The 14,121-nt window shown below is 45.4% G+C and carries 7 protein-coding genes; 3 read left to right on the top strand and 4 right to left on the bottom strand.

Annotated elements, in window-relative coordinates; genetic code table 11:
* The first annotated feature begins 44 nt into the window (after positions 1-44).
* Together LAY41_RS31015 and def are read left to right on the top strand one after the other, a co-directional pair.
* Positions 45-1,097, top strand: a complete 1,053-nt coding sequence (locus LAY41_RS31015) for an HhoA/HhoB/HtrA family serine endopeptidase (RefSeq protein WP_249106423.1) — start codon at positions 45-47, stop codon at positions 1,095-1,097.
* Positions 1,098-1,461: 364 nt separating this feature from the next.
* Positions 1,462-2,001 carry a peptide deformylase gene (gene def, locus LAY41_RS31010; protein ID WP_249106424.1) on the top strand — a complete coding sequence of 180 codons (540 nt, stop codon included), beginning with the start codon at positions 1,462-1,464 and terminating at the stop codon, positions 1,999-2,001.
* Positions 2,002-2,975: 974 nt separating this feature from the next.
* On the opposite strand, the gene LAY41_RS31005 is transcribed toward def, so the two are convergent.
* The 3 genes from LAY41_RS31005 to modA form a co-directional block, all read right to left on the bottom strand.
* The gene (locus tag LAY41_RS31005; protein WP_249106422.1) at positions 2,976-3,857 is read right to left on the bottom strand and encodes a YihY/virulence factor BrkB family protein; all 882 of its coding nucleotides are present in this window, start codon (positions 3,855-3,857) and stop codon (positions 2,976-2,978) included.
* A gap of 147 nt (positions 3,858-4,004) precedes the next feature.
* Positions 4,005-5,819, bottom strand: a complete 1,815-nt coding sequence (gene modB / locus LAY41_RS31000) for a molybdate ABC transporter permease subunit (protein ID WP_249106421.1) — start codon at positions 5,817-5,819, stop codon at positions 4,005-4,007.
* Positions 5,820-5,996: 177 nt separating this feature from the next.
* Positions 5,997-6,800 (bottom strand): molybdate ABC transporter substrate-binding protein, encoded by an 804-nt coding sequence (gene modA, locus LAY41_RS30995; protein ID WP_249106419.1) that lies wholly within the window; start codon positions 6,798-6,800, stop codon positions 5,997-5,999.
* Between the two features lie 237 nt (positions 6,801-7,037).
* Here modA and gap point away from each other — a divergent pair, with 237 nt between their 5' ends.
* Complete coding sequence (gap, locus tag LAY41_RS30990) at positions 7,038-8,039, top strand: type I glyceraldehyde-3-phosphate dehydrogenase (protein WP_249106417.1); 1,002 nt, start codon at positions 7,038-7,040, stop codon at positions 8,037-8,039.
* A 98-nt stretch (positions 8,040-8,137) separates the two neighbouring features.
* Here the strand turns inward: gap and LAY41_RS30985 are convergent.
* Positions 8,138-14,121 (bottom strand): Calx-beta domain-containing protein (locus LAY41_RS30985; RefSeq protein ID WP_249106416.1); only part of this gene is annotated, 5,984 nt, incomplete at its 5' end.

Genomic DNA, 14,121 nt, shown 5'->3' with positions numbered 1-14,121 from the left:
ATGCCTAGAAAATGCACGGCTTTCATCCCACACCAAATAAGATTATGGTGTGGGGATTCCCGCCTTTATCAGCTAACTTCGTTGTCGCAGCTGTGGACAAGGTTGGCCCGGCGGTAGTGCGAATCGATTCTGCACGGACGGTGAGGCGTCAAGCACCGGGTGATGAATACAACGATCCCTTCTTTCGACGGTTTTTTGGCGGTGATGCACCCGTACCGCCTGCCGAGCGGACTGTGCGGGGGACTGGATCTGGCTTTTTGATCAATGCCGAGGGGCAAGTTCTCACGAATGCCCATGTCGTCGATGGTGCGGATACAGTGACTGTAACGCTTAGGGATGGTCGCACTTTTCAGGGGAAAGTTCTTGGTGAAGATCCGTTGACCGATATTGCAGTAGTTAAGATTAACGCTAATAATTTGCCAGTTGTTGCATTGGGTAATTCCGATCTGTTACGTCCCGGACAATGGGCGATCGCAATTGGTAATCCCCTGGGTTTAGACAAAACCGTCACCGTAGGCGTCATCAGCGCCACAGACAGAACTAGCTCTCAAGTAGGCGTTCCCGATAAGCGCATTGGTTTTATTCAAACCGATGCAGCTATTAATCCCGGTAACTCTGGAGGCCCACTCCTAAACGCTCGCGGCGAAGTGATTGGTATCAACACAGCCATCATTGGTGGAGCCCAAGGGTTAGGTTTTGCCATTCCCATCAATACAGCACAACGAATTGGCCAGCAACTAATTGCTAAAGGAAAAGTTGAACATCCTTTTGTTGGCATCCAGATGGCAACCCTCACGCCAGAAATTAAGGAAAGAATCAAAAATTCTGCCAATGGTAACATCAGCGTGCAGGCAGATAAAGGAGTTTTAGTAGTCCGCGTAGTCCGCAATTCTCCTGCTGATAAAGCCGGACTACAGCTAGGAGATGTAATCCAAAAAATTGACAATCAAAGCGTTACCACAGCTGATAAAGTTCAGCAGATAATAGAAACTCGGAACGTGGGTGACAGCTTGCAGATGGATGTGCAGCGCAATTGGCAAAGTCAAAGCGTACAAGTGCAGCTAGGCGCTTTCCCAGTTCGACGAGACGAACCTTAATTCCTACTGCCTTCGGGCTAGAAGATTTTGTAGGGGCGAAGCATTGCGGAATTAACATTTCGGTTTTGAGTTAAGGTTATTCCGCAATGCTAATGCCTACGGCACGCTATGCGCTCTCGTCGCAGGCTACGCCAACGCGAACGCCCGACCACTATACATACTCTTCCACAACCGTTGGGAGTAAATAGTCAAGTTCTTCAATGGAGAGCTTGAACTATTTAGGTATGCGTTAAAATACATAAGACTTACGCTTTTCTCCCCCCTAGCCCCCCAGATTTGGGGGGTCGGGGGGGCAAAACCAAAGGTTAGTGCGTAAGTCCCGATCCAGATATTTCAGATGCCTCTTTTTAATCTCCCGACCGACATGGCTAAAATTCTGCAAGTTTCCCAACTCGGAAATCCCGTACTCCGGCAGCAAGCACAGCCGATTGACGATCTTGGCGATCGCAGTATTCAAAAATTAATCGACAACTTGATGGCAACAGTTGCCAAAGAAAATGGCGTCGGTATTGCCGCACCCCAGGTAGCACAATCTTATCGCTTGTTTATTGTCGCATCTCGTCCCAATCTCAGATATCCTCACGCACCGAAAATGGAGCCAACGGCGATAATTAATCCGCGCATTATTGCACACTCATCAGAAGTCGTAAAAGATTGGGAAGGTTGTCTCAGCATTCCGGGAATTCGCGGTTTGGTTCCCAGATATCAAGCAATTGAAGTTGAGTATACCAGCCGAGATGGTAAGCAGCATCGGCAAGAATTAACAGATTTTGTTGCCCGAATCTTTCAACATGAATACGACCATCTCAATGGTATCGTCTTTTTAGAGCGTGTAGAAAGTACTCACGAATTGATGACTGAACAAGAGTATGAGCAGCGAATTGTTCAAAATCAAAATGGATAAATTTTTGAAAGTTGGAAATATCAGTAATTATGAATTGCTATCACTGGCTGTTGTGTTTGAGCTTTTTTCTCGGTAGTCCTCCTGATATTATTAGAGAACTAAACGTAATAATACTTCGATAATCACAATTTATCTACTTGTACCAACTTCCGTTCAAAAGCGTATTAGTCTACAAAGCGTGGACTTTCGCTATTAGCCTGGGGTTTGAACCCCAGGCGGGCTTTGTCTACTACGCAATGAAGCGTTTGGCTATAGGTGCTACTAAACAAAAACTCAACCGCAAGCAAGGGCGGTTGAGTGCTTGAGCGATTTGATTAATTCACTCCTACGATTAAATCGGCAGTATTAATGCTTTTTATTTGGAATTCTGAGAATTCCTGGGCTTCTTTTTGAGAGGTTTTGTGTATTGGATTACAGTTCTCTTGTGCAGTTTCGCAACTTTCCTGCTGGGCCGCAAATAGTGGAGTTCCTATATGGCAACCCTTCCACGCACCTTGCACTGATACGCCAAGCATTTCGCAAGACCCCCCCCGCCGCCCAATGGGTTTGTAATATTTACAATACTTGCACGCTGAAACAGGGGGATTTAGGGTTTTCATAAGAGGATTCCTTTTAAAAATATTTTCATGCCAAAACTGGTCTACCTTTTTTAAAGTATGCAGCAAAATTTACAAGTCTGCTTAACTTGTAGTATTTGCAATAAAAACCTTGCATTTCCTTACAAAAAATCATGAATGGAATTTACACTAGCGTTAGTGTTAACTCTATTTAAGTTAAGCAAACGCAACATCATTTCAAATTACATATATCTTGTGATCCCCAACACACTATTTGGGCAAGTAATTGCGTAATAAGTTGCGTTGGGATGGGTCATTATGTGTGTGAAGCGTAGACGTTGGGGATCGAACTAAGGTTTCCTCAGCTTAATCTATCTGTAGGCAGAGGAAGAGCGCTATTATTATGATAGACCCTTTTTAGGCAGGCGACTGGGCGCGATCGGCAGTAATAAGTTCTTTGGCGTTGCTTTTCTGGTAAACTTGGCTAAATTCTGCGCCCAAAAACAAAATTTGAGCCGAATAAAAAACCCAGGTAAGAATGCTTACGAGGGAGCCTGCTGCGCCATAAGCAGAAGTTAAACCAGTCTTCCCCAGATAGAAACCAAGCAGGAACTTGCCGATCTCGAATAGTACTGCCGCGATCCCCGCCCCGATCCAAACATCTCCCCAAGCAATTTTGGCATCCGGCAGGATTTTATAAATCATTGCAAACAGCAGCGTGACAAGTCCATAAGAGATGAGAAAGTTAAATACTTGCCAGAGGTAGGTATAACCGGGTACAAACGTTTTTAAATAAGTACCTAAAATCACAAGCATTGTGCTGATTACCAGGGATACGAGCAGTAAAAATGCGATCGCCAATACCATTGAAAAAGATAAGAGGCGTTTGCGAAGAAAGTGCTTGATACCGTTCCCTGGTTTGGGTTCGACTTGCCAGATTATATTTAGCGACTTTTGAAGTTGATTAAAAACGACACTTGCGCCCAAAACGAGAAAGCCGATATTAAGAAGGGTGGGGATAATGCCTTGACTGGGATCTAGGTAACTGGCGTTTTCAATGGCTGTCTGGATGAGTGAGGCAGCATCTTTGCCAATTAAACTTTGAATTTGGGTTACCAGTTCTCCTTTTGCCGCCTTTTCGCCGAAGATTGCACCTGCTAGAGCGATCGCAATAACCAACAGCGGTGCCAGAGAAAACACGGTATAATATGCAAGTGCAGCAGCCATCAGCGAAGCTCGATCCTGTCTCCACTGAGAAAATGTTGTTTTCAGCAACATCCAAATTGTTCTGATACTCATCGATACAAGCTCCCAAGCTGACAGATTACCAACTGCAAAGCCATTTTTTCGCAACGAGAAGCTTTTACACCAGCACCACAAGAGGTAGTTTGAACTTTAGGAGCAAGATTGGAGACACTGCTAGTTCCCGAAGCTGAATCGCACCCTTCACCCCTCCATCAAAAACAACCGCAGCGGATCTAAACGGATATACCAAGGCAAAGGTCTATCTTTAAGAACAGCCCACTTTTCTTTAAAAACCTCCGCTTGCAAGTGATAATCCTTAGCATTTACTGGCGGCGCGTGCAGCTTCAAATAAAGAGTCATTCTGTGAGGAGTTTCACTCGTCTGCGCCACCCAACACAAAAACGTATTCTCTTTATTATCATCCTCTGGAAAAGTGAAATGATGAGCGCGAATTCCCACATACGCCAACGGGTTAGGAATTGGCTCAATTACCCGCAAAGTGCAACCCCAATCCAAAGCCTCAACCTCTCTTAGCCCCTCCTTCTCAAAGTGGAGTTTGGGGACATCTGCGCGAGAGAAATTCTTGCATCCAGTCAATTGAGCGACAGTGAAAGTGCGAGGATGTTCAAAAATCTCTTCCTTCCCACCATAAGCAGCAACTTTGCCTTCCGAAAGTACCAACAAATTTTGGCAAATTCGATAAGCTTCTTCCAAATTGTGAGTAACAAATAACGTCACGCCTCGATAATTAGAAAGCGTTTCGATTAACTGCTTTTCCAACTGACTGCGTAAGTAAGTGTCGAGTGCAGAAAAAGGCTCATCCAACAGCAAAATTTCCGGTTCAATAGCTAAAGCCCTCGCCAAAGCCACTCGCTGCTGCTGTCCACCAGAAAGTTCGCGAGGATATCGGTTTTCCAATTCCTGCAATTGCACCAAAGTTAGTTGTTCTCTTACTCGCTGATTTCGTTCTAAGTTGGATAACTTTGGCAAACCAAAAGCGATATTTTCAGCCACAGTCATGTGAGGAAACAAAGCGTAATTCTGAAACAAAAAACCAACCCTGCGCTGATGACTGGATAAGTTAATTCCTCTTGTCGAATCAAACAAAACCCGCCCATTTAGAACAATTTGTCCCCGTGTAGGAGTTGACAAACCTGCAATGCAGCGAAGCATCATGCTTTTTCCAGCACCAGAAGCACCCAACACGCCCAAAGTTTCTCCAGCTAGGTTGAATGCGACTGATAGGGAAAAGTCAGAAAGTTGCTTTTCGATATTTATAAATAGTTGGGAATTGGTGATTAGCGATTGGTGATTGGTGATTTGCGAGCGGTGATTGGTGATTGTTCTTCTATTCCCAGTTTTCAATCCACCTGACCAAAAATTAACAGCAGTGAGAACTGATAAGGAAATAGCCAAAATCACAAAAACCCAAATAAGGGCTAGATTCATATCCCCCGCTTCTACAGCAAAATAGATAGCGACTGGGATAGTTTGCGTTTGTCCGGGGATATTTCCAGCTAGCATCAAAGTTGCACCAAATTCACCCAATGCACGGGCAAAAGATAGCATCGTCCCCGCTACAATTCCTGGCAATGCTAGAGGTAAAATAACTCGCCAAAACACCCTCCATTCGGAAGCTCCAAGAGTTCTGCCAGCACTAATAAGATTACTATCGATTTGTTCAAATGCTCCCAATGCTGTTTTGTACATCAGCGGGAAAGCTACTACTGTTGCCGCGATAACTGTAGCAGGCCATGAGAAAATAATTGTTATTCCCAATGACAATAATATTTGTCCGATCGGGCCGTTTTTACCAAGCAGCAAGAGTAACAAAAACCCGACTACTGTCGGCGGTAAAACGAGGGGAGAAATAAAAATTCCTTCAATTAATCCTTTACCTTTGCCGCGATATCCCAGCATCCACTTTGCTGCCGCAATTCCCAGAAAGAAGGTAACGATCGTGGCGATGAAAGCAGTTTTTAGGGATATCCATAATGGGGATAAGTCATTAGTCATTGGGAAATTTTAAATTGCAGATTTTAATAAGATTGCTCTCGTCAAATTATCTGTTGTCATCGTTTGGTTTAATTTTTTACCGCAGATGAAGACAGATGCACGCAGATGCACGCAGATAAGAATAAGAACAAGAATTTTTTAGGTAACCCATAACCTAATAACTAGCAACTTACGTTATTACCTATTAGACATTGTAAAACCGTACTTCTCAAATACTGCTTTGGCGAGATTGCTAGAGAGAAACTGCACAAAGTCTCTGGCGGTAGGGATGTTTTTACTGTTTTTCAGCACTGCTACTGGATATACAATAGGAGAATGTAAATTTTCTGGTGCGATCGGCCCCTGTTTAACTCCATTGGATTGCTTCGCATCAGTTATGTAAACAATCCCAGCATCCACATTTCCCGTTTCCACGTAGGTAAGCACCTGACGCACGTTGTTGGCGTAAACAATTTTCGGTTTGATTTGCTCGAAAATACCCAAATTATTTAGCACTTCTTGTGCATATTGTCCAGCCGGTACACTCCTGGGTTCCCCAATCGCAATTCGCTTCACCTGCGAACTGGTTAAATCTCTGAAACTCCTCAGTGCAGGCGCATTTTTAGGTGTAATTAAAACAATGCGGTTATTCAGCAGAGTTTTGCGAGTTTCTGTAATCAGCAATCCCTTTTCCTGCAAAGCATCCATTTGTTTAGCTGCGGCTGAAAAGAAAACATCAACGGGGGCCCCTTGTTCGATCTGTTGCTGGAGGGCACCGGAAGCGCCAAAATTATACGTAACGGCGATATTCGGCTTGCTGCGGGTATAAATTCGCTTAATTTCTTGCAAAGATTCGGTGAGACTAATAGCGGCGGATACGGTTAATGGCGATCGGCCCTGCGCGATCGCAAAATATCCCGTTTTTACATAACCGAAGCCGACTGTCAACATTACTACAGCAGCTATCCCAGCGATAAAGGTAACGATCCGTCTTCTTTTCATTTGCTTAATGCGATCGCGCTATGTGTTAAATGCAAAACCAGTTCCAATCGGCCCCAAATGTCTAAAACTTTTATAAAGCATTGCTACTTTCTCCCAATAGCCAAGTATTCTTAACACTGGTTTGCTTGGGAATGCGTTAATGCTTTGGGGTGACTCAAGAACTTGAGGCTATTATCCCCTACTAATAGGGAATTGGCATAACTCAGCAGATTTAGGTAATCCGATAGGGTGAAAGACATGAAACGAGTAGCAATTAACGGGTTTGGACGAATTGGACGGGCTTTTATGCGGATAGCGCATCAAAACCCGGATGTGGAAGTCGTCGCCGTCAACGACGTTGCATTAAAACCTGACTTAGCAGCATACCTATTGCAGTATGACTCGATATACGGTCGCTTCCCCGAAGATGAAGTGACTCCCGGCGAAAAAGGTCTTAAAATTGGCGATCGCGAAATCCCCCTTTTGGCAGAAAGAGATCCCGCCGCCCTGCCCTGGAAGGACATGGGAATTGATGTCGTAATTGAGTCTACCGGCGTCTTTCGCAGCGCTGACAAAGCTGGTTTGCACGTGCAAGCTGGTGCCAAAAAAGTGATTATCAGTGCGCCTGCCAAGGGCGAGGCAGTCCCCACCTTCGTATTTGGCGTCAATCACGAAAAATACGACAAAGAGCGAGATGATGTCATCTCAGCTGCTTCCTGTACCACCAATTGCTTATCGCCTCTAGCCAAAATCCTCAACGATGAATTTGGCATCGATAAAGCTTGGATGACTACAATACACGCCTACACTGCCGACCAGCGTTTGGTGGATATGGGACATCCCGAAGAGTGGGCACGAGGACGCGCCGCCGCTCAGAACATTGTACCAACTACGACGGGTGCAGCTACAGCAGTTGGGTTGGTTTTACCCGAACTCAAAGGGCGTCTCGATGGCATCGCCTTGCGCGTACCTACCCCCACAGGTTCTGTTACCGATTTGAATGCGTTATTGCGAAAATCGGTAACGGCAGAGGAAGTTAACGACGCCTTCCGCAAGTATGCCACCAATTCGATGAAAGCAATTCTCAAAGTGAGCGATTTGCCTTTGGTTTCTACCGACTGCGTAGGCGATCCTCACTCCGCAATTGTGAATCTGAAATCTACTAGCGTACTTGATAGTAACTTCGTCAAAGTTCTCGCTTATTACGACAACGAGTGGGGTTATTCCAACCGCCTGGTAGATTTAACAATCTACATCTAGAACCTTAGAAACCCGGTTTCTCCAAGAAACCGGGTTTCTGTATACAACCTTATAAACCCAGTTTCTTCAGCCTTATTGAGAAACGTGCAAGAAGTGAGTTAGGAGACTAAAACAAAATCTTGCTGGTTAATTAAGCTGGCTTGTATTCCATTCAAAGTAGCTAACAGTTCAGTGCTGCTTTTTAGAGTAATAATAGTGTTATTGTTACTTTGAGCAATTACCAACTGCCCAAAACTCAAACCACCACCCAAGTTAATCAAATCCTGACCATCTTGGAAATCAACAATTACATCACTTCCTTTCCCAGAAGTCAAAACAAAAGTGTCACGTCCGCTACCACCAGTCAACAAGTCATTACCCAAATCCCCAATCAGCAAATCATTACCAGCACCACCAATCAGCGTGTCATTATCTTTCCCACCATAGAGAGTATCATCCCCATCTTCCCCATTCAGCTTATCCTCTCCTTCATTACCAAACAGCAAATCATTACCAGCACCACCACATAATTCATCCCGTTCGCCATTTGGCCCGATCGGATTCAGACTACCATTACCCCCATACATCGTGTCATTTCCATCACCACCGCACAAACTATCATTACCTAACTCTCCGTACAAAATATCATCGCCAGCATCCCCACACACAATGTCATCATTTTTACCACCACGCACAATATCATTACCATCTTCCCCAAAGATGGAATCATTACCAGCATTACCATTAATCAAATCATCGCCGCTACCACCAAAGATTAAATCACGTCCAGTGTTGTTATTATCAAATAAATCATCATTATCCCCAAAAATGGTATCGTTACCCTTATCTCCACCCAAGGTATCATCGCCTTTATCGCCATAAATCAAATCATCATTTTGACCACCGCGCACCAAATCGTTATCTTGACCACCGCGAACAGTATCATTACCTTCATTACCGTTTATAATGTCGTCGCCAGCGTTACCGTTGAGTAAGTCGTTACCTTGATTACCGGAAATCCAATCCTTCCCAATCCCACCAAAAGCAGTATCATTACCTTGACCGCCGTATAAATTATCGTTACCTGCTTTCCCTAACAGCAAATCATCGCCACCGTTACCGTAAAATGCGTCATTGACAGTAGTACCAATCAGGGTATCATTGCTGTCATTCCCAAATTGAGTTATATCAACTAGATTCAGCGCCACCGAAACACCAGGAAGATTGTTAATATCTGGACGAACAATCGACTCGCAAAAACAATCTGCATCTGGCGATACAGTAGCACCATTGACTATTAAAGCAAAAGTAGTAGTAGCACTAGCATTAGCTGAATCTGTCGCTTTCACAGACAGCACAAGCGTCCCCACATCGCTACTCGTGGGAATACCAACTAAATTGCGAGTGAAAGGATTAAAGAACAACCAATTCGGCAAAGCATTACCATTAGCGAGTGTAGCGCTATAAGTTAAAGTATCGCCAACATCGATATCCTTGAAAGTATCAGCAGCGAAAGTAAAATTGAACAAACTATTGGTATTAGTCGTTTGAAATGGAATTGCCGCATTGACAAAAGGCGCATCATTAACCGGATTAATTGTCAAGCTAACAGCAGCAGCATTTGGAGCATAATTAGCACCGTCAGAAGCAATCCAATTGAAACTCGTATTTCCATTCCAATCAGCAACAGGAATAAAGCGAAGATTACCTAAATCACTCGCCGAAATCTCTTGGTTAACAGTGACATTGCTACTACTTAATTGCAATGTACCGTTATTGGGAAGAGAAGTAATTTTGATTTTGTTGAGACTATCGCCATTCGGGTCAGTAAATTTGCTGGTGAAGTCAGCAGCAGTAAAAGTGATAGTGGTATCTTCATCACCTGTTTTAGTGATATTGCTAACCGTTGGAACAGCATCATCATTAACGATTGTACCAACCGCTTGATTATCAACTATCGTCGCATTACTGGCATTAGAAAGATTGACCAGGAAGTTTTTATTTGTTTCTACAGTTGTATTACCGTTGACAGCAACAGTGATATTTTTCTGAGTTTCTCCCGGATTGAAAGTCAGAGTTCCCGATGCACTATTGTAATCAACGCCAGCAGTAGAAATTCCGTCAGAAGTCGCGTAATTAACCGTGACAGTTTGATAGCTGGGATTCAATAAAGTAACGGGGAAGATAAAATTGGTAGTACCCGATTGACCTTCATTTTGACTAACATCAGCTATGGCAATTGTCGGAATCGCATCATCATTTTGGATAGTTCCAACACCGACAAAATTAGTGATAGTCGCGTTGATGGAATTGGAGAGATTCAGATTGAAGGTTTCGTCAGTTTCGTATTTAGTATCGCCATTAACGACAACAGAGACAGTTTTTTGTGTTTCCCCAGGATTGAAAGTGAGACTACCAGAAGCGCTGGTGTAGTCGCTATCTGCCGTAGTCGCGGTGCTGTCTTGGGTGGCGTAGTTGACGGTGACAGGTAGACCGCTAGCTGTATTTAAGCTAACCGTAAAGTTTAAGTTGGTTGTACCACTATTTCCTTCCGATTGAGCGATATCGCTGATAGAAAGAGTGGGAGGTACGTCATTGTCAATTATCTGCACAGTGGCAGAATTTTGAGTACCAATCGAAATTCCAGCACTGGGAGTTTCTAAGGAAATAGTAAAGTTTTCTGTTCCTTCAACTAAGTTATCGTCATTGATGGGAATGGTGACAGTTTTACTGGTATCGCCACTAGCAAAGTTGATCGTTTGGGTGGTATTAGTGAAATCTGTTCCGCCTGTTGCACTTCCATTGGCGAACTGCACATCTACACTACCGGGACTATTAGTTAAACCTGTGCGATTAATCGTAACAGTTGCACCGACAACTGTACCATCTTCGTTGACTTGATAGTTAGCTTGGGAGAATTCTACTGCGGCATCATCATTAGTAATAGTTCCCGTTACTGCCGTGTTAGTGACAACATTATAATTACTACCAGCAGCTAAAGTTAAATCAACTGTTTCATCTAATTCAATAGTAGAATCAGGAGTCGGGTCAATCGCAACAGTAGCAGTTGTAGAATTAGCCGCAAAAGTGACAGTACCAGTACTTCCACTAAAAGTATCTGCACCAATAACGGTGTAGTCGGTGTTGTAAGTTGCAGTTCCACCCACATTGAAGTTGACAGTTAGTGCAGTGGTAGTATCACCAGCACGGGTGAAGGTATAAACTAAATTAGTTGCACCATCTTCAGCAACAGAACTTGGTGATATGGCAAGAGTAACATCAGTATCGTTATCGACAATAGTGAGAGTTGAAGTTGTCTGCGTACCTAAGACGAAATTAGCCGAAGGATTAGCTAAAGTCAGGGTAAGATTTTCATTCCCTTCGGCTAAAGTATCGTCAGTGATGGGAACGACAACAGTTTTAGTTGTTTCGTTGCTAAGAAAGTTGATAGTTTGAGTAGTATTAGTAAAATCAGTTCCACCTGTAGCAGTTCCATTGGTTAACTGAACGTCAACGCTACCCGGACTGAGTGCATCACCGATGCGATTGATAGTAATTGCGACACCAACTATCGTGCCATCTTCGTTGATTTGATAGGTGGCGGCTGAGAATTCAACGCTTACTGGGTCGTTATCGGCAATGGTGAGAGTTGATGTGGGTTGGTTGTTGTTTAGCAGAACTGAGACGTTGAAGGAGTTATAGTTCGCCGCTGCGATGTCGAATTTGCCGTCGCCGTTGAAGTCTCCTACGGTGACGGAAGCCGGACCATTACCCGCAGCAAAGTTGGTAGCAGCGGCAAAACTGCCCGTCCCATCCCCTAACAGCACTGAGACGTCGCTGGAGCTAACATTCGCCGCCGCGATATCGGATTTGCCGTCACCGTTGAAGTCTCCCACGGTGACGGAAAGGGGACTAATCCCCACGGCAAAGTTGGTCGCAGCGGCAAAACTGCCCGTCCCATCCCCTAACAGCAATGAGACGTTGTTGGTGGCAAGGTTCGCTGTGGCGATGTCGGATTTCCCGTCAGAGTTGAAGTCTCCTACGGTGACGGAATAGGGAGCAGTCCCCACGGCAAAGTTGGTAGCAGCGCCAAAACTGCCCGTCCCATCCCCTAACAGCACTGAGACGTTGCCGGAGCTAACATTCGCCGTTGCGATGTCGGATTTCCCGTCAGAGTTGAAGTCTCCTACGGTGACAGAAAGGGGACCATTACCCGCAGCAAAGTTGGTAGCAGCGCCAAAACTGCCCGTCCCATCCCCTAACAGGACTGAGACGTTTTTGGCGAAGTCGTTCGCTGTGGCGATGTCGGATTTCCCATCAGAGTTGAAGTCTCCTACGGTGACGGAACGGGAACCAAACCCCACGGCAAAGTTGGTAGCAGCGCCAAAACCGCCCGTCCCATCCCCTAACAGCACTGAGACGTTGTTGGTGGTACGGTTCGCTGTGGCGATGTCGGATTTGCCGTCGCCGTTGAAGTCTCCTACGATGACGGAACGGGGTTCAGTCCCCACGGCAAAGTTGGTAGCAGGGGCAAAACTGCCTGTCCCATTACCCAACAGCACTGAGACGTTGCTGGTGCCAACGTTCGCTGTGGCGATGTCGGATTTCCCGTCAGAGTTGAAGTCTCCCACGGTGACGGAAAAGGGTTGAGTCCCCACAGAAAAGTTGGTAGCGGGGGTAAACTGAGCCACAGCAGTATTCCCAACACCGAGACTGTAACCAGTTCCAAGGTCGAGGTTGACTTTTACTGTTTCCCCACCTGCCTCAATTACGGCATCGTCTACGGGTTTTGCGACTAAGATGGCGCTGGTGACTCCCGCTGCGATGGTGAAGCTGGTAGCGGTAATCGCAGTAATATTAGTGCTACTGGCTAAGTCAAATGTGTAGTCGGTGGTAAGAGTGGCAACGCTGCCAGTGGTGTTGAAGTTGACGGTAATTGGGGATGGAGTAGCACCGTTAAGAGTAATATTAAATGTGCCGTTAGTCGGGCCGGATTCGCTGGGATCTGTACCCGCTGTGATATTAATTATCGGGTCGTTGTCGGTGATGGTAAGACTGGCGTTATTTGCTGCACCGACGGTGTAACCTGTACCTGCTGCTAGAGTAATTCCGACTGTTTCGTTAGCGTCAACTATATTATCGTCAACGGGCGTAACTTTTAAGACAGCGCTAGTGGCTCCGGCGGCAATGGTAAAACTGGTAGCAGTGACGGCGCTAATGTTGCTTCCGGCGGCGATGCTGTAGTCGGTGGTGGTGGTAGCGGTTCCGGCGAGGGCGAAGTTGATGGTTATCCCACCTGCTGGGGCTGGGCTATTTAAGGTAATGACAAATGTGCCGTTGGTGGGGCCACTTTCGGTGGGTGTAGCACCAGCGGCGATGGCGAGAGTAACATCAGTATCGTTATCGACAATAGTGAGAGTTGAAGTTGTCTGTGTACCTAAAACGAAATTAGCAGAAGGATTAGCTAAAGTCAGGGTAAGATTTTCATTCCCTTCAACTAAAGTATCGTCAGTGATGGGAACGACAACAGTTTTAGTTGTTTCGTTGCTAAGAAAGTTGATAGTTTGAGTGGTATTAGTGAAATCAGTTCCACCCGTAGCAGTTCCATCAGTAAACTGCACATCTACACTACCGGGACTGAGTGCATCACCGATGCGGTTGATAGTAACTGCTGCACCAACTACCGTACCATCTTCATTAACTTGATAAGTAGCCGCAGAAAACTCAACGCTTACTGGGTCATTATCGGCAATAGTTTGGGTGACAGTCAGTTGTTGCTGATTGAGCAGCACGCTGACGTTGTTGGAGTTCAAGTTCGCCGCCGCGATGTCGGATTTCCCATCACCGTTGAAGTCTCCCACGGTGACGGAAAAGGGATTACTCCCCACAGCAAAGTTGGTAGCAGCGCCAAAACTGCCTGTCCCTGTCCCTAATAGGACGCTGACGTTGTTGGAGCTAACGTTCGCCGCTGCGATGTCGGTTTTGCCATCGCCGTTGAAGTCTCCTACGGTGACGGAAGCGGGAAGAGTCCCCACAGCAAAGTTGGTAGCAGCGCCAAAACTGCCTGTCCCTGTCCCTAATAGGACGCTGACGTTGTTGGAGT

It is taken from the genome of Argonema galeatum A003/A1, assembly GCF_023333595.1.
GTDB classification, from domain to species: Bacteria; Cyanobacteriota; Cyanobacteriia; order Cyanobacteriales; family Aerosakkonemataceae; genus Argonema; species Argonema galeatum.
Note: the sequence above shows the minus strand (reverse complement) of the source record. Positions and strands in the feature narration are given on the sequence as shown.